General features: G+C 32.4%; 20 protein-coding genes and 1 riboswitch. Of the genes, 4 read left to right on the top strand and 16 right to left on the bottom strand.

Annotation, left to right across the window (positions count from 1 at the left end):
• The first annotated feature begins 32 nt into the window (after positions 1-32).
• Entirely contained in the window at positions 33-3,083 is a 3,051-nt protein-coding gene (locus tag EMN46_RS10435) for an ATP-binding cassette domain-containing protein (protein ID WP_154200748.1), read from the top strand.
• A gap of 57 nt (positions 3,084-3,140) precedes the next feature.
• Here the strand turns inward: EMN46_RS10435 and EMN46_RS10430 are convergent, their stop codons facing one another.
• From EMN46_RS10430 to EMN46_RS10370, 14 genes are all read right to left on the bottom strand, one after another.
• The gene (locus EMN46_RS10430) at positions 3,141-3,878 is read right to left on the bottom strand and encodes a nucleotidyltransferase family protein (protein WP_154200747.1); all 738 of its coding nucleotides are present in this window, start codon (positions 3,876-3,878) and stop codon (positions 3,141-3,143) included.
• Between the two features lies 1 nt (position 3,879).
• Positions 3,880-4,023, bottom strand: a complete 144-nt coding sequence (locus EMN46_RS19640; RefSeq protein WP_195715239.1) for a hypothetical protein — start codon at positions 4,021-4,023, stop codon at positions 3,880-3,882.
• A gap of 5 nt (positions 4,024-4,028) precedes the next feature.
• Entirely contained in the window at positions 4,029-5,447 is a 1,419-nt protein-coding gene (locus EMN46_RS10425) for an RNase adapter RapZ (RefSeq protein WP_154200746.1), read from the bottom strand.
• Between the two features lie 42 nt (positions 5,448-5,489).
• Complete coding sequence (locus EMN46_RS10420; protein WP_154200745.1) at positions 5,490-6,170, bottom strand: DUF554 domain-containing protein; 681 nt, start codon at positions 6,168-6,170, stop codon at positions 5,490-5,492.
• Between the two features lie 10 nt (positions 6,171-6,180).
• Positions 6,181-8,145, bottom strand: coding sequence for a dihydrofolate reductase (locus EMN46_RS10415; protein WP_154200744.1), 1,965 nt, complete (start codon positions 8,143-8,145; stop codon positions 6,181-6,183).
• 89 nt (positions 8,146-8,234) lie between these two features.
• Positions 8,235-9,056 (bottom strand): hypothetical protein, encoded by an 822-nt coding sequence (locus EMN46_RS10410; RefSeq protein WP_154200743.1) that lies wholly within the window; start codon positions 9,054-9,056, stop codon positions 8,235-8,237.
• A gap of 455 nt (positions 9,057-9,511) precedes the next feature.
• Positions 9,512-10,225, bottom strand: a complete 714-nt coding sequence (locus EMN46_RS10405) for a LytTR family DNA-binding domain-containing protein (RefSeq protein ID WP_154200742.1) — start codon at positions 10,223-10,225, stop codon at positions 9,512-9,514.
• A gap of 167 nt (positions 10,226-10,392) precedes the next feature.
• Positions 10,393-11,082 (bottom strand): RNA methyltransferase, encoded by a 690-nt coding sequence (locus tag EMN46_RS10400; protein WP_154200741.1) that lies wholly within the window; start codon positions 11,080-11,082, stop codon positions 10,393-10,395.
• A gap of 127 nt (positions 11,083-11,209) precedes the next feature.
• Entirely contained in the window at positions 11,210-11,482 is a 273-nt protein-coding gene (locus EMN46_RS10395) for an HU family DNA-binding protein (protein WP_154200740.1), read from the bottom strand.
• Between the two features lie 377 nt (positions 11,483-11,859).
• On the bottom strand, positions 11,860-12,879 hold the full coding sequence (locus EMN46_RS10390) for an ABC transporter ATP-binding protein (RefSeq protein WP_368667521.1): 1,020 nt from the start codon (positions 12,877-12,879) through the stop codon (positions 11,860-11,862).
• 43 nt (positions 12,880-12,922) lie between these two features.
• Positions 12,923-13,963, bottom strand: a complete 1,041-nt coding sequence (locus EMN46_RS10385; RefSeq protein ID WP_154200738.1) for an iron ABC transporter permease — start codon at positions 13,961-13,963, stop codon at positions 12,923-12,925.
• A gap of 38 nt (positions 13,964-14,001) precedes the next feature.
• Positions 14,002-15,183: an ABC transporter substrate-binding protein gene (locus tag EMN46_RS10380; RefSeq protein WP_154200737.1), complete on the bottom strand. Its 1,182-nt coding sequence runs from the start codon at positions 15,181-15,183 to the stop codon at positions 14,002-14,004.
• Positions 15,184-15,260: 77 nt separating this feature from the next.
• Positions 15,261-15,473, bottom strand: a riboswitch (cobalamin riboswitch).
• 119 nt (positions 15,474-15,592) lie between these two features.
• On the bottom strand, positions 15,593-15,787 hold the full coding sequence (locus EMN46_RS10375) for an Arc family DNA-binding protein (RefSeq protein WP_154200736.1): 195 nt from the start codon (positions 15,785-15,787) through the stop codon (positions 15,593-15,595).
• Positions 15,788-15,797: 10 nt separating this feature from the next.
• Entirely contained in the window at positions 15,798-16,652 is an 855-nt protein-coding gene (locus tag EMN46_RS10370) for an SPFH domain-containing protein (protein WP_154200735.1), read from the bottom strand.
• A gap of 522 nt (positions 16,653-17,174) precedes the next feature.
• Here EMN46_RS10370 and dnaA point away from each other — a divergent pair.
• From dnaA to EMN46_RS10355, 3 genes are all read left to right on the top strand, one after another.
• Positions 17,175-18,605 carry a chromosomal replication initiator protein DnaA gene (gene dnaA / locus EMN46_RS10365; protein ID WP_154200734.1) on the top strand — a complete coding sequence of 477 codons (1,431 nt, stop codon included), beginning with the start codon at positions 17,175-17,177 and terminating at the stop codon, positions 18,603-18,605.
• 95 nt (positions 18,606-18,700) lie between these two features.
• Complete coding sequence (locus EMN46_RS10360; RefSeq protein ID WP_154200733.1) at positions 18,701-19,561, top strand: hypothetical protein; 861 nt, start codon at positions 18,701-18,703, stop codon at positions 19,559-19,561.
• A 34-nt stretch (positions 19,562-19,595) separates the two neighbouring features.
• Positions 19,596-20,207 carry a YigZ family protein gene (locus EMN46_RS10355; protein WP_154200732.1) on the top strand — a complete coding sequence of 204 codons (612 nt, stop codon included), beginning with the start codon at positions 19,596-19,598 and terminating at the stop codon, positions 20,205-20,207.
• Positions 20,208-20,243: 36 nt separating this feature from the next.
• Here the strand turns inward: EMN46_RS10355 and EMN46_RS10350 are convergent, their stop codons facing one another.
• Together EMN46_RS10350 and EMN46_RS10345 are read right to left on the bottom strand one after the other, a co-directional pair.
• Entirely contained in the window at positions 20,244-20,819 is a 576-nt protein-coding gene (locus EMN46_RS10350; RefSeq protein ID WP_154200731.1) for a 3'-5' exonuclease, read from the bottom strand.
• 98 nt (positions 20,820-20,917) lie between these two features.
• Entirely contained in the window at positions 20,918-21,691 is a 774-nt protein-coding gene (locus EMN46_RS10345; protein WP_154200730.1) for an ATP-binding protein, read from the bottom strand.
• Between the last annotated feature and the right edge of the window lie 37 nt (positions 21,692-21,728).

Genomic DNA, 21,728 nt, shown 5'->3' with positions numbered 1-21,728 from the left:
TCCACCTACATCTACCCAATCTGTCTTAATTCATGAGCGAAAGAATTCTAAAAGCCTTAATGCAATTATTCGCAATCATTGCGCATCCTGAAGGTACAGGAGAAAAGCGTCGTAGAATGGTTGTGAAATATTTGTATCGACTACTTGATCAAGATTCTGCACAAGAATACTTGAACCTTTACGATAAATATTACCAAGATACTGTTGAACGAAACAATAAACGATCTAAGAGAAACCAAGTAACTTCTTCCCGTTCGGTTCGTGTTCTTCGTATATGTAGCGAAATGAACAAAGAACTTGTTGAACGACAAAAAGTCATCATCGTTATTCAACTTCTTGAATTTTTAAGGGAGAGTAACGAAATTACTGAAGAAGAAAAAGAATTCGTTGCAACAGTTGCTGACACATTTAACTTACCAACAGAAGGTTATACCAGATTACAAGATTTTATGCTGTCTGATTTTGACGACATAATAGAATCAAAACGTCTCTTAACTATTAACAACAAAAAATCTAAAACCAAAGGAGAACATATCTATTCTGAAGGAATAAGTGGAGAAATTAAAATTCTTAGACTTGCCAGAATTGATCTTTTTGTCATACGATTTCAAGGTTTAACTGAACTATTTATGAATGGTCTTGCGCTTAAACAAGATCATGTACATATTTTAACTCAAGGTTCATCGATTCGTAATCCTAAAATTGCCCCTATTTATTTTAGTGATATTCAAAGTACATTTAATCGTGATACTAACATTGACCGTGTTGTTTTCGAGACAAAAAATATTGAATTTAGATACAAGGGAAATGATCAAGGCGTTCACAATAACTCTTTCAAAGAAGAATCTGGAAAGATGGTTGGGATTATGGGCTCGAGTGGAGCTGGTAAAACGACCTTACTAAATATTCTGAACGGTTCATTAGCACCACAAAAAGGTCAAGTTTTAATCAATGGACTTGATATTTATAAGCAAAAGGACTTAATCGAAGGTATTATAGGCCATGTATCTCAAGATGACCTTCTAATAGGTTCCCTAACAGTATTCGAGAATCTATATTTTAATGCTAAACTTTGTTTTGACAAAAAATCACCATTTCAAATCATTAGACTTGTTTACAAAGTTCTAAATGACCTTGGTTTATTTGAAGCTAAAAACCTACAAGTAGGAAGTCCTCTAGATAAAAAAATTAGTGGCGGTCAACGTAAACGACTCAATATAGCTCTAGAGCTAATTAGAGAACCAGCTGTTTTATTTCTAGATGAACCAACGTCAGGTTTATCTTCTCGAGATTCTTCTAAAATTATGGATCTCTTAAAAAACTTGGCTCGTAAAGGCAAATTAATATTTGTAGTTGTTCATCAACCTTCAAGTGAAACGTTTAAGATGTTTGATCGCCTCTTATTTCTTGACCTGGGTGGATATATGATTTTCAATGGAAATCCAATAGATGCAATTACTTATTTTAAATCTCAAACTCATCAAGCCAACCGAAGTAGTGGTGAATGCGAAGTGTGTGGTAATATTGATGCCGATCAGATTTTCAATATGGTGGAATCTGAGGTGCTTGATGAATATGGACTTCCAACTCAGGTTAGGAAAGTTAGCCCTCAACAGTGGGATGAAAGGTTAAGAAACGCTTCTGATATACCTCACAGAAATATCAAAAAAGCCAAAGAACTACCTCCTATTAGTTTTAAGATTCCGAATCAATTTAAGCAATTTAAAGTGTTTGTCAATCGTGATATTCTATCAAAGCTTGCAAACCCACAATATCTGCTTATAAACTTATTTGAGACACCTCTTTTAGCCTTCATTTTGTCATATATTATTAAATTCTATAATATAGATAAAGGCAACAAATTAGGATATACTTTTAGCAGTAATAGCAATATTCCTGTTTATCTTTTCATGTCTGTTATTATAGCTCTTTTTATAGGTCTAACGCTAAGCGCCGAAGAAATAATAAAAGATAGAATAATTTTAAAACGTGAACGGTTTCTGAATCTAAGTAAAAACAGCTACTTGCTTTCCAAAGTTGTTATTCTATTTACAGTTTCAGCATTTCAGGCTTTTGTATTTGTGTTAATAGGGAACTACATTCTTGAGATAAAGGATATGTATTTCACCTATTGGATTGTTCTTTTTAGTTCGTGGTGTTTTGCAAATATGCTTGGCTTGGTTATCTCCGATAGCTTTAAAACTGTAATTAACATTTACATTTTAATTCCTTTTATTTTAATCCCTCAGCTTATTCTGAGTGGTATAATTGTAAAGTTTGATAAAATAAACCCTAATATTTCGCATCCCAATAGAGTGCCTTGGTATGGTGAAATTATTACGGCTAGATGGGCATACGAAGCTTTAGCTGTTTATCAATTTACCACAAACAAATATGAAAGCAATTTCTATTTGTATGATAAAGTAATGAGCCAGGCTGATTACAAGAAAAACTATTGGCTTCCTATTTTAAAGAACAAACTAGAAGATTGTAAAAAGAAACTGAATCAGGGAAAAGTAGATGAAATTTATAAATTGAATTTAGAATTGATTTATAACGAATTAAAAAGCACCTCGCTTCCGCTGAGCTTTCAAAAGCTAGAACTTTTAAAACGTAATCCAACAAATATAGATCTATTGGATGAGTTAAAACTTTATATAGACGATCTTAATAATCATTATATTATGCTGTACAATGCAGCTAACAAAGAAAAAGACGAAAAAATACTCGAATTACAAAGTCAATTTCCAGACAAAGACAGTTTTGTCAAAATGAAGAAATCTTATGACAATAATAGACTTACTGAATTTGTAACTAATAACGATGATATAGAGCGTATTGTAGAATATCAAAATCGCCTTTTCCAAAAAATTGATCCCATATTTAAAGATGGAGAAAGTTCCTTTTTAAAAGCACACTTCTATGCACCTCGAAAAAAGATATTCGATAGAGAATACGATACCTATTGGGTGAATATTATTGTTATATGGACAATGACAATTTCACTCTACATTATCTTGTATTTTGGACTATTTAAACGCATGTTAAATTCTCTAGAAAAACGATTAAATAAACTGATGTAAATAAAAAATCCATTCTTACCAGAATGGATTTTTTTATGCTTTCAAAGTATGGAACATTCAATTAGTGTCTAATTTTTTTATTAGCAATTCAGCCTTCTCTAACTCTTCTGGTTTACCAAGATCCATCCACAAATCAGATGTATCGTAATAACCTGCAATTTTATGATTCTTAGCTAAACGCAGATATAAATCAATTATAGAAAAAACACCTTCTTCTTCAATTAAATCTAAAAGTTTATAATCGATAATATGAATTCCAGAGAAACTATAAGGATTCGAGTTTACATGGCTTTCATTTACAATCTTTTCTTCTTTAGTAGCATCATTCTTCCAAGCACACAATAAACCATCCTTATTAAAGCATAAATATCTATTTGTATTTTTATCTCTTAGATTAAGAGTCGCTAGCGCTTCTTTTTTCTTATGATATGAGACAAGATCGTTAAGATTCAATGAACTTAGGATATCAACATTATAGATTAATATAGGTGCATTGGGGATAAATAAAGACTTCGCATGCTTAATTGCTCCACCAGTATCTAACAAAAGTTTTCTTTCATCAGATATACAAATGTCCATACCAAAATTATTCTTCGATTCTAAAAACGCTTCAATTTGATCAGCAAAATGATGAACATTAATTACAATTCGATCAACGCCAAAATCTTTAAGCTTGAGAATACAATGTTCTAATAAGGGTTTACCATTTAAGCTTACAAGCGCTTTAGGACAATTTTTAGTATAATGCTGCAACCTTGTACCAAGTCCAGCTGCAAAAATCATTGCATTAATCATATTATTTTTTTATTTCTTTAGCGTCGCAAAGTCGTTTTACATTCTTAGCAACACGCGCGCATTTTTTACAAATAAACTTTGCTCCACTTTTACAGCCTTTATCTGCATATTCCGTTTTTGATAATTTACAACGCTTCTTTCCCATCTTATTTAAACTTCAACACTATCAATTTCCAAATGTTTCAAGTTGACATCTACATCACTATTATCATTAAGATACTTGGCAATATAATTAGCAGCATAAACAGAGCGATGTTGACCTCCAACACAACCAAAATAAATATTCAATTGCATCATATCTTGTTTTTTAGCTTTACCAATTGCCATATCTAAAAGGCCACATACAGATTTTAAGAAAGCAGGCATACCTGTTTTTTCAGTAAAAAAAGTAGCCAAATATGCTTGTTTCGTACAGTTTACATCGAAACTTGTATCTTCAGCAGGATCGTCAATCATGCGACAATCAAAAACAAAACCATCAGGCTTAATTTCTTTTTGATAAGAAAAGCTCTGAATAGAGACATTCAACTTGTCTTTTTTAACACCTACAGTTTTAAGAAACTTCGATTCAGAAACTTTCTCTAGTGCCAAAAATAGTTCAGGTAACTGATCTAAAAAGTCTAATTGAGGTAAAACTTCTTTTAAATCGCGTAACGCGTATGGAATTGATTCCAAAAAATGTTCTTTTTTCTCATAAAAGCCTCTAAATCCAAAAGCACCCATAGCCTGCATCATACGAATTAAAACAAAGCCATAATAATGCAATTTAAACTCTTCAATATTTATTTCACTATAATAACCCAGTTCACCTAAATAGTAGGCTAAAAGTTCCTCTCTTAAGGCTTCTGGAAAATCTGCTTTAGCATCATATAACAGTGAAGCCAAATCGTAAGCTAAGGCACCTTTTCTACCACCTTGATAGTCGATAAACTTAGGTTCTCCATCCTTCAACATAACATTCCTAGATTGGAAATCTCTGTAAAGGAAATAATCACTTGGAGCTTGTAATAAGAAATCTGTAAACTTCAAATAATCATCTTCAAGCAATTGCTCATCGAATGGAATTTTTGCGAGTTTAAGGAAATAATATTTAAAATAGTTCAAATCCCACATCATAGACTGCTTATCAAAAGCTGCACGCGGATAAGCTACTGAATAATCCAATCCATCAGTACCTTCAATTTGAAATTTAACGAGTTCTTTAATCGTTTTTTTAAGAATCAAAATCAATGATTCAGGAAAATGATTTCCATCTCTTTCATTATGGATATAATCAAAAAGCATTGTATCACCGAAATCATCTTGCAAATAAATGTCTTTAGACTCATCTACGGCTAAAATATTTGGAACAGGTAAACCTTTTGATTTAAAATGGCGACTATAAGTAATGAAAGCTGTATTTTCTTTTTTATCAGAATTATAAACACCCATCACAGTTTGTTTCTTACCAATAATACGAATGTATTCTCGGTAAGAACCTGAAGGTGGAATCAAATCTGTATGCACAACTTGATCACCTAAGGATTGTTCAAAAAGAGTGATTATATTTTGTTTGATATTTTTCTTCATAAAGGATGATATTACGCAATCAATAAAAATAAAGCTTCTTTATTACAAAAAGAAGTAACACAAAAGAACTTCTATAAGTAAAGCGGGTAACATATTTAACACACTAATCTTTTTGATATCCAAAATTGTAAATCCCAAACCAAGAATTAAGATTCCACCTATACCTGTCAGCTCAGTAATTATAGCCTCTGGAATAATGTTCCCAAAAAACATTGCCAGTAATGTTAATGCGACTTGGTAAATTAATAAGGGAATTGATGAGAACATAACCCCAATACCAAAGGCAGCCGTAAGTGCAATTGCTGAAAAACCATCCATTATCGACTTTGTAAATAAAAGATTTGCACCCTTCCCCATTCCTTCCTCAAAACAACCTAGAATAGACATACTACCCATGCAAAATAAGAGAAAAGCTGTTATCATTCCCGTAGAAAACGAAGCATCATCTTTCTTACCTAGTTTATGTTTGATTTTATCGCTTAGTTTCTCAGCTCCCTTTTCAATATTAATCCATTCGCCGAGTAAAGATCCAGTCACTAAACTAAAAACCATAATCAACATATTATTGGCTTTAAAAGCCATAACTAAGCCTAAACAAATTGTAAACAATCCAATGGCTTGAAAAACAATATCGAAAAGACGTTTGGGAATACGTGAACGAAAAACTAAACCAATAGCACTTCCAATTATCACAGCTCCTACGTTGACAAGAGTTCCAATCATAGGTTCTTTATTAATTAATATGAGGTAAAAATGAATATTTACTAGAATATTGAAGCATCTGCTGACTAAAATCCATAGGATAAATAATTTCAACATCTACAATTATTCCTTCATGATAAACAGGTTTGTACTCAGGATTAATAAATCCAGCATAAGCTGCTAAATGTAATTTCTCGAAACGCTCTTTCACTTGCTTGTGAATTCTCTCGTCTACTTTAACAGCATAGTTTTCAACCAAAAGTTTTCCAGCTTCAAAATCACCTTCCGACTTAATACGCTGAACCTCTTCCAATAATTCGCCGAAAAGTGTTCTTAACTTATTGTAATCACGTATTACAAAATAATCTTTCCCATCTTTTTCGATACGTTCTATTACTTTATCATCTGCACCTTTCTCGAAAACCCATTTAGCAATAAGTTGACGATTCCTCATGTGCGATTCCTCAATCTCTTTTCCCAATTCGATTCTAGTTAGTTGGGTTAAAAGACCATTACGTATATAGCCATCATATTCTGCTTTACCAACCTCCAAACTTGGAATCAAGCCAATTTCAATAAGCTTTTCGTCCATAATGTAATACAAAGCAAAAAGATCAGCACGAGCTTCTTCTAGAGTTGAATGATAATTTTTTAAAGCATCCATGCCCACACCTGGCAACAATTGTCCAGATCCATGTCCAAGACATTCATGCAAATCGGTATGTAGATTTCCACCAAGATGACCAAAGGCTTCTGATCGCGCAATTTCTTCTTTGCTATAGGAAAACTCTTCTAACAAACCTCCTTTTAAGGATGCTTGATGATATGCATCAGTTATATTATCAATCGTAACCGATTTACTACCATGCTCCTTTCTAATCCACTCAGCATTCGGTAAATTGATTCCAATTGGCGTTGCTGGATGACAATCGCCACCTAACATGGCAACTGTAACAACTTTTGCACTCACACCTTTTACAACCTCCTTCTTGAAGCGTGAATCAACAGGCGAATTATCTTCGAACCACTGTGCGTTATCAGAAATAATTTTAGTTCGTTTTGTACCTTCAACATCTTCAAAATTCACAACTGACTCCCAACTAGCTTTAATAGCAAGAGCGTCACCATAAACTTCTATAAAACCACTCATAACATCGACATGAGCATCCAAATCTTTTACCCAAAGAATAGAATAATCATCGAATGTTTTTAAATCTCCAGTTGTATAGAAATCAATTAATTTAGTCAAAGCTTGATGCTGCAATTCACTATCTGTAACAGAAAGTGCTTTTTCTAACCAATAAACAATCTCTTCGATAGCTTCACTATACATTCCGCCAATCTTCCAAGTTTTTTCCACAAGAACACCATTCTCTTTTACAAGTTTAGAGTTCAATCCTGTGGAAATTGGACGATCAACATCCCCTTTATCAAGCTTCTGATAAAAATCTTCAACCTCTTTTTGACTTACACCCTCGTAATAATTATTTGCCGAATTTACAATTAAGTCCATTTTTGGATCAAGTACAACTCGCTTGGATTGTTCTTCACTATCAAATATAACACCACTTAAGTCTGCTATTAAACTAACTTCATCTTCCGAAGCATTTAATGGCATCAACTCATAGTTAGAGTTTGCAATTAATTCACCAAAATATTCTTCAGAGAATTCTGGCATAATCTTATCCATTGAATAATGGTGATGGATACCATTAGAAAACCAAATTCGCTTAAGATACACTTCAAAATTCTTAAAATCGTCACACGCTCTATCGCCATCATACGACAATAAAATTGCTTCTAAGGTTCTTCTAATTCTAAGATTATATTTATTATTTTGATCGAATAAAATATCTCGTCCACAATGAGCTGCTTCCGACAAATAATAAATTAATTCCTTTTGTTGAAGAGATAGGTCTTCGAAACCAGGAACCTGATATCTTAATATTTTAATATCAGAAAATTGCTCTGTTTGATATATAAATTGTTCAGTCATTTTTTTTAATTATATTATAACAGAAATAGAAGTTAACACAACCGATAAATCTGTATTGTAATTTTTATGTGATATTGAAAAATTGTAAGCTAATCAAAATTCTTTAAATCAAATTCTTCAACTAAATTCCATATCCCTTTTTCAAGTTTAAGTGCATCATAAGAAAAATCTGGTCCATAATATTCAAATTGATTAATATATCGCGGATCAGATGGCGAAAGATGATCAAAAACGACACAATTGGCTCTTTCAAGAAATTTCAATTTCATTTGTACTTGCTTTGAGTATTCAAAAATTACTCGGGACAAACGCTTTCCTCTCCAATTAATTACAGGAATACCTAATTCAGGATTTCCGATTTTTGAAAAGCCTAAAATTTCTATAAGTTTCTTACTTGTACTTTCATTATTTCCATCCCATCCAAGCAATAAGTATAGCGTATTTCCATTTTGAGTAAAAGGCACTATTTGATAATATAAAGCACCCAACCATTGACTTGCAGAAAGCTTACTTGTCAGACTTTCTTTAATATTCAAGTTTTGATGCAATTCAAATAATTCGACTTTTCGTCCTACTTTTTTCAACAGAAGAGCAAAGTATCGATAATTTCCATTCTTAAGCATGCAATTCCAAGAAAAAATCTTCAACAGATTATCAGGTGAAGTTACTTTTCCCAAATTTATAAGATTATCAAACGGATAAGTAAAACTTCCATTATTATTGAGAGCCTGTTTTAAATCCGCCATAATGTTTTGGGAAATATTTAACATCAAAGAATCACTTGAAGCATTTCTTAATGCATCAAATCTAAGTTCAAGCTCCTTTTCAGAATTTTCTAATTTAGATTGAGCATTTAAGCCTAAAACAACAAACAAAAATATAAATACAATAAAAACTCGTTTCAAAATCATTTCTTATATTTTTACAGCATCTAAACTCTGAAAAAAGAAGTTTACAAACCGACTAAATTTCCCTATTGGTATTCACCAATACAGGTGTGATACGGAATGTATTGCAAAAGTGGATAATTGCCAATTGAAGATGTACAAACCAAATTTGAATAGGTTACAAAAATCTTAAAAATTATGACTAAAAAGAAATGATAAGTATAAAATAATCAAGAATACTTAATAAGTTAAATTTAAATCAATAATTTGATTTTAACAGCCCATTAGATCTTTTTAATTTCATCCCACACACAACCAGCAATATGCTTATGCACAGTAATATACACATCTAAACTGCTTTTGAATCAGCACTTACAAGACATCAATAATCTAGCTTGAATTAAAACTCTTTTCAGAATTATTTAGTCATAAAAAAGGGCTTGCGATTGCAAACCCTTTAAAATATATATTTTTTAAAATTATCGTGTCATCAAGTTGATGTCTCCCATCAACCTTTCTCTATACGATTTTCCAATAGGAATAGACTTAGTACCTCCATCAGTTGTTACTACAACTGCATTATCTTCAATCATTTCAATTTTTTTCAAATTCACAACATACGAACGATGAATTCTCGAGAATAAATGAGAAGGCATTTTATCTTCAATAGCTTTCATCGTAAAATGTATTGTATACTTATCTGTAAATGTATTAACAACAACATAATTTTCGAGAGCTTCAACCCAAAGAATATCATCGTAATGAAGTTTTACTAAAGTCGAATTACTTTTAATAAAAATCTCATCCTTTTCAGGAGTTATTTCCGTAGCTCCACTCTTTCCAAAACGATTATTCACCTTATTAACTGCTTTAAAAAAGCGGCTATAAGAGATGGGTTTCAACAAATAATCTGATACATCATATTCAAAAGCCTCCAGAGCATACTGCTCCTTAGATGAGATAATAATTATTTGAGGTGTTGTATTTAAACTATTCAAGAACTCAATTCCTGTCATCTCAGGCATTTCAACATCAAGAAAAATCAAATCAATAGGATCATTATTCTTAATCTCATTAATAGCCTCAATAGCACTTGCATAAGAAGCAATAAGTGTAAGATAATCTGTTCTATCAATATAACTTTCAACTACTTTTCTTGAAAGTTTATCGTCATCAATTACAACACAATTCATATGGTTAAATTTATTATATCCATTTTAAAATAGAAACTTAATAGTTTACGAACACTTAAATTTCTGTGACCAAATTTAATAATCTTTTCGTGAATGACGAAAAAAAATTAAATCTTACTATATAAACTTAACGAAATTATATGAGAAACTATACTAAATAATTAATTTTATTGTATTCCTTGAGTTTTTTTAAAACGATTAATCATTTTTACGCCGCTCTTCACCGATTTCTTATACCATTCTAATTTTAAATCCAACTTCTCCTCATCTGATAATTTCCAATTAATATTAGAACGACGAAGAGACGAGGACAAATGATTTAGAACAAGTGATGCAGATACCGAGATATTAAAACTTTCAGTAAATCCATACATCGGTATTTTGACAAACTCATCAGCATTATCCATTACAACATCAGATAAACCAGTCAGTTCGGTTCCAAAAAAGAAAGCCGATTTTCCTTTTGTCAAATCAAAATCTGGTAATAAAATATCATTCGTATGTGGCGTTGTTGCAATAATCCTATAACCCTTGTTTTTTAAACTCTTAATAGTATCAAGCGTATTTTCCTCTTTTGAATTATATCTTTTCAAATCAACCCACTTAGATGATCCCATAACGACCTCGGGATTGAGTTCGTAATTATTAGAATTTTCGATTACATGTAAATCTTGTATACCAAAACAATCACAAGAACGCATAACAGCACTAGCATTTTGTGGCTGAAATATATTTTCAAGCACTACTGTTATATACCTAGTTCTTTCATTTACATTTTTATCAATTAACTTAATTCGATCTTCTACCATTACTGTTTCAAGAAAATGAATTAAATCTTCTTTTTGCTTAGAATTCATACTTACTAAAATTAAAAATAGCGATAAGATAAACTATCGCTATTTGAAATTTAGACTTATTACTTGCCTAAATGATATAAAAAAAGGGAGTTAAAGATAACCCCCTTCAAAATTTTTAACTCTTCAATTATTGAATTGTTTCAACAAGATCAGAACCTGCTTTAAATTTAATAACTTTTTTAGCTGGAATATCAATTGGTTTACCTGTTTGAGGGTTTCTACCAGTTCTAGCTTCACGAGTTGAAACAGAAAATGAACCAAATCCGATAAGAGCTACTCTATCTTCACCTTTAAGAGCTTCTGAAGTACTTTCGATAAAAGCATCAAGAGCTTTTTTTGCATCAGCTTTAGTTAAACCGGCTTTGTTAGCCATTGCTTCAATTAATTGAGCCTTGTTCATAATTTATAATTTTTTTGGGTTAATAAAAATGTGTTTTTATCTGAATCACACACAAATATAACGGTTTTATTAAGCTTTGCAAATTTCAAAGCACAATAAATCTGTTTTTTTTTGACTTTAAAGGATCAACATAATATATACCGACTCTCCCTATATATAGTACACTATAGAGTATATACAAGTCATTATTTCACACTCTAGTTAAACTTTTAAAACCTAAAACAGAATTACACCACAAAGCCAAACACACTCCTAAGTGTTGATAGTCAACAATATAAGATTAGGCAATTACTAACAATAAGCTTAAAAAGCTTTACCTATTTGAATTAAACTTAATAAAAATACTCAACTTATTGAAGGCAAAAAAAACGTATAAATTACAGATATTTGTTTAGGCGTAATAATAATTCCTGTATACTAGCACAACTAGTCACTTTTCCATCTTTATGGATCTGCCACTCCATTCTATCTTCAATTAAATAAATTGAGCAATTGTCTGTTTCTTCACTTGTAACCTGATAACCTTCACGAGAAAGAGCTCTACGAGTCCAGAATCCCATGACATCATTGCCTATCAACTGGATTTTTTGCTTTTTTTGATAGTTCATGATAAAGTTACCTGATTTTCTATCGAAATTGAATGATTTATTCTTGAATGTATTTTCAATACTGCCTGAAAGAACGAGATCTTCAGGTGCTCCAATTTTTAAATCATTATTTTTAGACATAAGCCAAATAATATCAGCAGCCTGAAGAGCAAGATCAAGTTCATGAGTTGATAATAAAATTGCCTTATCCGTTTCTTTGGCAAGACTTCTTAGTAAGTGCATTATCTCAACCCGATTAGGTAAATCTAAATGAGCTGTAGGTTCATCTAACATGATAAGAGGTGTATCCTGCGCCAAAGCTTTAGCTATCATCACACGCTGCCTCTCTCCATCACTCAATTGATTAATAAACTTATTAGCATACTGCCATAAGCCAACCTGCTCGAGAGCCCACCTAATCATAGACTCATCCTTATCTGATAAGCGTCCCATCCAAGATGTATATGGATGCCTACCAAGAGAGACAATATGGTAAACAGATAAATTCCCAACCTGCAAGCGTTCAGTTAATACGATACTCAATAAACGGGCTATTTCACTAAAATTACGTTCTTTAATAGGTATACCCTCAACTAAAGTTCTACCTTTCAAAGGAGACTGTAACCCCGCAATAGTACGCATTAAAGTAGATTTGCCTGAACCATTAGGTCCTAGTAAACAAACCAACTCGCCTCTTCGAATAGTTAAGTTAAGACCGGACAGCAAGCATAAGTCATCCCCTCTCTTTTCCTTGTAACCAATCGACAAGTCTTTTGTTTCCAGTATCTCTTTAAAATATTTATTATCCACAACCAATATTCATTTCTTTGTAATAGACTAAATTCTGTGCTGCTTATGAAAATGAAGCCTTAACACTTCTACTTCTCACTATAACCCAAATTACAACTGGACCTCCAAAAATGGCAGTCACTGAATTAATAGGCAAAGTTGTTTGGCTACCTGGAACTTGAGACAAAATATCACAAACCAACATTAATGCAGCACCAATAAAAACAACTGCTGGCAACAAAACCTTATGACTAGCTGTTCCAAAAATAGCACGAGCCATATGTGGCACAGCAACTCCAATAAAAGCAATTGGTCCAGCAAATGCGGTCAATGTTCCAGCAACAAGTGCCGTACTTATAATAACCCAAATTCGAGTTCTATTAACAGAAATACCAACTCCTCGAGCATAATTTTCGCCCAACAGCAAGGCATCCATTGGTTTTATTAAAGCAATAGACAATAGCAAACCTAAAATAACTATAGGCGCCATTAATCGCATTTCATTCCAAGTTACACCACTCAGACTTCCAAAAGTCCAAACAATAAAGCTTTGCAACTGTTCTGGATCACTAAAATATTGTAAAATATTCACCACTGCACCCGTTATACTTCCAAACATAATTCCGATGATTAATAAGGAAACACTATCGGAAATACGAATAGAAGCCATTCCAATAATTATAAATATGATTGAAGCACCTGCAATAGCAGAAACAACAAGAGCCCAACTGCCTAAAAAACTGTATACAACCCCAAAAACGCCTGGAAGCAAAACAGAAGCCATAACCATTAAAGCAACGCCTAAACTAGCACCAGAACTAATTCCTAACACATAAGGTCCTGCTAAAGGATTTCGAAACAATGTTTGCATCATTAATCCTGATACAGATAAACCCGCACCGACCAAAATAGCCGTAAGAGCTTTGGGCAATCTAAAATTAAGGATAATATAATTCCATGACGCTTTTACATCCTCTCCCATCAGAATTGCCATGATTTTTTCACCAGGAATACTTACACTTCCAAGAATCAAGTCAACAACTAAAAAGAAAGCTATTAAAACAAATAGACTAACAAACAGTATTATTTTTGTTTTATTCTGCATTGCTACATTACATTTTACTTTTCAAAATCACACTTATCTTACTTCAACTTCTGATAAAAATACAATTCATAATCAGGAAATAATTCTGGATGCAAAACCTTTGCTAAATCCTTTAGTAATAAATCGGGACATATAACTCCTGACTCATAATAATCATTCGCTCCTTTATTATCAGTACGCTTAGTAACAGAATATACTTGTCCATCTTTATAAGCCTGAAATAAAGTATATCGCTCATCCAAGTCTTTCATTTCTTTTAAACTTTGGCAACGTGCTGGCCCAAACCATATTTTAGAACCTGACTGCTTTTCAAGAACAACTTCGAAACTTAGAGGGATACTCCCTTTTGTTGAATCAGAAAACCAACAATACTCACCTTTAGCATCGCGAAGCAACTGAGCCAAATAACTCTGTCCACCAGGCATATACCAAATCCCCTTATAGTGATAGCCTGAAATCACATCTGGTTTATCTTTAACATGAGCTATTTCTGATTTAACTTTTGAATATCGATTTTCAAGATCCGTAAACAACTTATCAGCTTTTTGTTCCTTATTAAAAAAAGCAGCAATAAACTTAGACCACTCAGCACGTGCAAGAGGATTACTCTCCATCCATTCTATATTAAACGCAACGGGCAATCCAGCATTTATAAGTTTTGTTTCCTCATTAGATATTTTCATAAACCCAGCTACCATAACCAGTTCTGGAGACAAATCAACAATTCGCTCAAAATCTAAACTTGTATTATGACCAACCCCAATAACTTCGCCATTCTCAACTTTCTTTAAAAGATGTTTGTTAAAAACTTTATCAGGTAAAGAAACAGCAACCACACGATCTATAACGCCCAAAAAATCTAAAATCCCAATTTGTGTACTTGATAATGCAGCAATAGTTTTAATTGGCACTTCAATGATTTGAGCATCTAAAGGCAAATTAAATTGACCCTTTGTGCCTCGGGGAATTAGATAATATTTTTGGAATACTTTTCCTTTATTCCATGGATCGAGAACAGAGAGTTCTTTATATCCTTCGTGCATTTCAATTTTAAACCCTTTTGCATATTTAATATTTGATTTAAAATAAAAAGACGAATCAACTAAAACATCTGATGTTTCAGATTTAGATACATTTTTCTTATTCGTGGATTTTCCACAAGATAGAACTAGGAATAAACTAAGCACAACACCTAGTATCAATAATTGACGATTGCCCATTACACAAAATTAGAATGGGAAGAAGAAAAGAAGATATAACCACAACGGCATTATCTCGTTACTCAACTCCCGAAGTTACGAATACAATTATTTAAGGCAGGTCTTCTGGCTTATCCATTCAAACGCCTTCCCATTAAACTCGTATTTTGAGCTTCTAAATAGTGGCTTTATAATTTGAACATACAATCCGGTTTAATCGAACAGGATATACAGCTGCGGGGACAGCTCCGGTTTTGAACCGGATTCCCTTTTTAATTCCTTAATAGGAAACCTAATTGCTTGCAAAGCTATGTAATATTTATAAAAAAAAGGCAAAACGATCAGTATCATTGAATAAGCAAATGAATCTCTTATCAAAAAACCTTTCGTGAAAAAAAAGAGGTTATTGACTAGCAACAACCTCTTTGGCTTATAAATCTTCTGACTCATCAATTTTATCTGGTTCTGGCATATTTTTCCTCATACGCCCAGAATCTTTAAGGGCTTTATCGATAATCCATTCTATTTGCCCATTTGCGCTTCGAAATTCATCAGAGGCCCATTTCTCTAGCTTCTTATAGATTTCTGGATTTAATCGTAAAACAAAGGATTTTTTTTTAGTCATATTTCTAATACTATTGATACAAACTTCCCGTATTTAAAACGGGTGTCGCATCCTTATCAGAACAAAGAACAACCATCAAACTACTTACCATAGTCGCTTTTTTGTCTTCGTCAAGTTCAATTACTTCTTTTTCTTTTAACTGTTCAAGAGCCATTTCTACCATACTTACGGCACCTTCTACAATTTTAAATCTAGCTGCAACAACAGCTGTGGCTTGCTGACGGCGCAACATAGCTCCTGCAATTTCTGAGGCATAGGCCAAATAATTAATTCTCGCTTCCATAACTTCAATTCCAGCAATCTCGAGCCTTTCCGAAAGTTCTCTCTCAAGCATTTCACTAACTACATTACCGCCAGAACGTAAAGTAATCTCAGCTTGTTCATCTTCAAAATGATCGTAAGGATAAAAACCTGCCATACCTCTAATAGCCGCTTCAGATTGAATGGCTACGAAGTTTGAATAATCATCGACATCAAAAGTCGCCTTAAACGTATCTCTAACTCGCCATACTAAAACAACACCAATCATTATTGGATTTCCTATCTTATCATTCACTTTGATAGGATCACTATCGAGATTTCTTGCTCTCAACGATATTCTTCTCTTGGAAAAAAACGGATTAACCCAATAAAAACCATTCTGCTTGGCAGTTCCCTTATAATCTCCAAACAAAACTAAAACAACTGACTCATTAGGATTTATTATCATAAAGCCTGGAGACATAAAAACACCAACCAAAAGAGCAACAATAAATATTGGATGATGAATTACTGCAAGACCTAAGATTCCTGCTAAAATTAAAAGAAAAACTAAAAACACAATAAAATAGCCCGATACAGGGGTGAAAATTCTTTCTTGTTTCATAATTATTTGTTTTTGATATCATTTTGATATCAATTTACAATAATAATGTGAATTTTACAAATGTTCGTTTTCGAATAGTTTTTAAATAGCCATATAAACGTATAAATTATGGCATAAAAAAAATATTTACGCCCATTAATTCACCCCTACACTAAGTATGTTATTCATCTTAAAATCTGATACAAACGACTGTTTATTTATACAAAACAATAAGATACAGAAGTAATACTTTTTGTTAAACACAATCCAAATACTTACTTTTTAAAATGAATTATATTAGGATTTATTAAAAGCCTTATCAACCAACCACTTAGTGAAATTATTATCATAACAACCTAACATACAGTTAATTAACTTTTATTGATTTATTTTTCATTCTCTAAGTGCTGATATCTCAAGGGTTAAATCTTCTTTTTTAAAAGTCAAGTTTAAAATCATTTTTTTTACAGCTTTTTTTTACTCAAATTTGCAAGACCCAATAAAAAACTGACCAATAAAATACTTAAAAATTCAGAACAAAAAATGGAGAATAATCACTTCCAAATCTGGGAAAATTGCTTAACCGTAATTAAGGACAACGTTTCACCAATTAGCTATAGCACATGGTTTCAACCTATTGTGCCATTAAAATTGGAAAATGAGATTCTTACATTGCAGGTTCCTAGCCATTTTTTTTACGAATACTTGGAAGAGAAGTATATTGACCTCCTTAGAAAAACGCTGAGAAAAGAACTTGGTTCGAATGCTAAATTGGAATATAATGTTGTAATGGAGAATAATCACATGGCTAATGTGAAACCTCTATCTGTAGTTGTTCCTGGTAACAATCCTGCAAATACAAAAAATCGTCCAGTTAAAAATCCTTTTTCACAAGAGGAACCTAGCATTAAGAATCCATTTATAATACCTGGAATTAAAAAATTACAAATTGATTCTCAGTTAAATTCTAGCTATACTTTTACCAACTTTATTGAAGGTGATTGTAATCGTCTAGCTCGTTCTGCAGGTTGGGCCGTTTCCGAAAACCCAGGAGGCACAGCATTTAACCCTCTTGTATTATATGGTGATTCTGGATTAGGTAAAACTCACTTAGCTCAATCAATTGGATTAAAAGCTAAAGAACTTCATCCTGAAAAAACAGTTCTATACGTTAGTTCACAAAAATTTCAAACTCAGTTTACTGAAGCTATTCGTAATAACAATAAAAACGATTTCCTTCATTTTTATCAAATGATAGATATTCTAATTATTGACGATATTCAGGAATTAGCTGGTAAGGAAAAAACACAAAATACATTCTTCCATATTTTCAATCATTTACACCAATCGGGAAAACAATTAATTTTGACTTCTGATAAGGCGCCAATTGAGTTGAAAGGTATGGAGAACCGATTACTTTCTCGATTTAAATGGGGTTTATCTGCTGATTTGCAAAATCCTGATTATGAAACAAGAGTTCGTATTTTACAACAAAAAGCTTATAAAGACGGTATTATTCTAGAGAACGATGTTATTGAACATATTGCAACTCATGTTGTGAATAATGTTCGTGAATTAGAAGGTGCTCTTATTTCTCTTTTAGCTCAGTCGACTCTAAACAAAAAGGAATTAAACTTAGAATTAGCAATTGAGATAATTGACAAATTGGTAAAAAACACCAAACGAGAAATTTCTATTGATTATATTCAAAAAATTGTTTGTGCTCATTTTAATATGGCCGTTGATTTACTTCAAGCCAAAACGAGAAAACGTGAAATTGTACAAGCTCGTCAAATTGCAATGTATTTTTCTAAATCGATGACTAAAGCTTCTTTATCATCTATTGGTTCTCAAATTGGAAAGAAAGATCACGCTACTGTACTTCATGCTTGTAAAACAGTCAACAATTTAATTGATACAGATAGAGCTTTTAAGACACAAATAGATGAAATAAATAAAAAATTGAAAATGTAAATGCCAACAGGTCTTACAATTTTAAGATATACAAAGGAGCTGTTCTAAAAGAGCAGCTCTTTTTTTTTAGTAGAAACACTTTTAAACAAAAAAACATGCTTCTTGTAATTCTTGCCATACTTTCATCAACAGGAATCTTAATCTGTTTTAAAAGTTTTGAAAAATTCAAAATTGAAATTCTTCCTGCAATTGTCATCAACTACATTACAGCCGGATTTCTGGGATACATTCTCTCAGATGATTCAATTTCATTACAGCATTTATTTGAACAAGAATGGCTTGGCTTCTCACTCTTAATTGGTATTCTTTTTATTATTGTATTCTTCATTATTGGAAAATCGGCTCAAAAAGCTGGCATAACAATCACAAGCCTAGCAAGTAAAATGTCGTTCATTATTCCCATCATGTTTTCGATTCTCTATTTTAAAGAATCAGTAAACTCAATCATGTTGATAGGCTTTACAATGGCCATCGTATCTATCATCTTAGCCGTATACAAGCCTTCCAATCAATCAACAAAAGTGAAACACGTATGGCTACCCATTTCCCTGTTTTTAGGAGCCGGATTAGTAGACACGTTGGTTAAATATTCGCAAGAGACTTTTCTAACCGAAGGCGGCTCACTCCTATTTTCTCTAGTTCTATTTACAATTGCCGCAGTTGCTGGAATGATAAGCTTATACATCAAAAATAAATCTTTAATAGAATTGATTAAGCCCAAAACAGTAATTGGTGGTTCTTTGTTGGGAATCTTTAATTTTGGTTCTCTCTATTATTTAATTGCGTCACTTAATAGTTCTGGTTTTAATAGTTCTATCGTATTTAGCATGGTTAATATTGGTATTGTCGCCTTATCGCTTATATTTGGTCTTTTCCTTTATAAAGAGAAAATTAGTAAGCTTAATTATCTGGGGATAATATTAGCATTTATCGCCATGATTATTTTAGCACAATAAGCAACATTTAAAACCATATATTAACCATTGTATTATGGAATCAGATAGTTACAAGACCATAAAAAACATATCGGAAGGTATCTATAAAGAAAAAGGAAGCAAATTTATTACATATGCTTATCCTGTGACATGTGAAGAAGATATTAAAATTAAAATAGATAAACTCAAGAAAGAATATTACGATGCACGTCATCATTGCTATGCATACATGTTAGGAGCCGATAAGAAGACTTTTCGTGCCAACGATGATGGTGAACCTTCTTCAACTGCTGGCAAGCCAATACTGGGGCAAATACTATCTTCAGATCTAACTAATATTTTAATTGTTGTTGTTAGATATTTTGGAGGTACCAAACTAGGCGTAGGAGGTTTAATTCAAGCATATAAAACTGCGGCTCATGATGCTATTTTGAATGCCGAAATCATAGATAAAACAGTAAATGATATTTATGATATTCATTTTGACTACCTCGTTATGAATGATGTTATGAGAATTATAAAAGAGGAAGAACCTCTACAAATTGATCAGGATTTTAACCTAACTTGCCGAATAACATTAAGCATAAGACAGAGTGATGTTGAAAAAATAATTAAACGCTTTAGTAAGATTGATAGCGTTAAATCAGAACACGTCAGAACAGAATAAAAAAATCCCGCCTTAAAAAAGCGGGATTTATTATACTTAATCAAATAAGCTTACCGTATACGGAAATTCACCCATTTGGTATAACTTATAAACAATTTTTGCTTCATGAGCAGCATCATCCAATCCTCGATGAGCTTCGTCATATCCCGTATTTCCAAAGAAAAAATCCCAAGCTTCTTCAACTTTTGGCCATTTAAATCCTCTTCGACCATTGGCAGCTGGTAATTTCACAATTGGAGTTGATAAAAGCATCGGACAATCTAATTCCTTAATATGAAAACCTCTGTCCTTTAAAAACCCGAAATCGAAAGCTTTGTTATATGCTGTTACTCGATAATTATCTAATAAATCTTGAATTTCCTCCTTTTGACTTTCTAAACTTGGAGCTTCTAAAACGTCCTCAAAATCAAGATCTGAATTCTGGAAAATCCATCCAAAACCACCGCGAGTATGAGACGCATTAAGTCCTTCTTCTTTAATTAAAGAATTATAAGCAGGTGTAATAGCTCCCGTATCTAAATCAAGTTTAACAATTCCTATTTCCACAATTTTACCACCTTGATTTAAAAATCCAGTGGTTTCTATATCTAATACTAATATCTCTTTAGCCATAATTTGAATTATAGTGTGTGAAGATTAAACGCCTCATTCAGGAGGTATTAATTAAAGAATAAAAATAGCTTATTCAATTTAAATAAACTTAATTCAAACTATTTTTTTTTAGATATAGGTAAGTATTCCGTCTGAACATTACTCATAGAACGAAATAAATTAGTTCTTATACGAGAATCATCACCTGCAATACGGTCAATCATCTTAGTGGTTTCTTTTCTTTTTGTTACATCTTCGTGTGGACAAAGTTCCTTTTCAAGTACAAATTTACGAATTCGACTGTATTCACGCATTTCCGCATCCTTTAAAAGTATCAACGGACGTATTAAAGTAATGTTACCTTGAAACATACTCAATTTGGCTGGCATACTACAAACTGAACCTTGATACATCATATTCATCAGTAAGGTTTCAATGGCATCATCCATATGATGACCTAAAGCAAGCTTATTACATTTAAGTTCCCCAGTCATTTTAAAAAGAGTGGTTCTTCTATGCCAAGAACAGCGGAAACATGCTGGCTTTTTACTTGGTCGCTCAAAATCGACATTTATATCTCTAAAAACTAAAGACACATCCAAGTTATCACAAAACGACTTAAGAAATTCACGATCGACCTCGTAAGGCAAATCTAAAACATTAATATGAACTGCAACAACTTCAAAATTTTGTTTCTTGAACTTACGTCTTAAGGCTAGAAGCTCAAGTAAAGCAAGAGAATCTTTTCCCCCAGAAACGCCAACCATAATACGATCGCCCTCCTCTATCAACTCAAAATCAACAATGGCTTTACCCATTCGTTTGGCAATCTTACGCTGAAAATACGCATCCTTCTTCTCTTGTTCCGACTTTGGCTTGTTAACCGTCTCCATAGTTTCTTTATTTAAGCTCGGCAAAAATAAGCGAAAG

Source organism: Ancylomarina sp. 16SWW S1-10-2 (genome assembly GCF_009669305.1).
In the GTDB taxonomy this organism is placed as follows: Bacteria; Bacteroidota; Bacteroidia; order Bacteroidales; family Marinifilaceae; genus Ancylomarina.
Note: the sequence above shows the minus strand (reverse complement) of the source record. Positions and strands in the feature narration are given on the sequence as shown.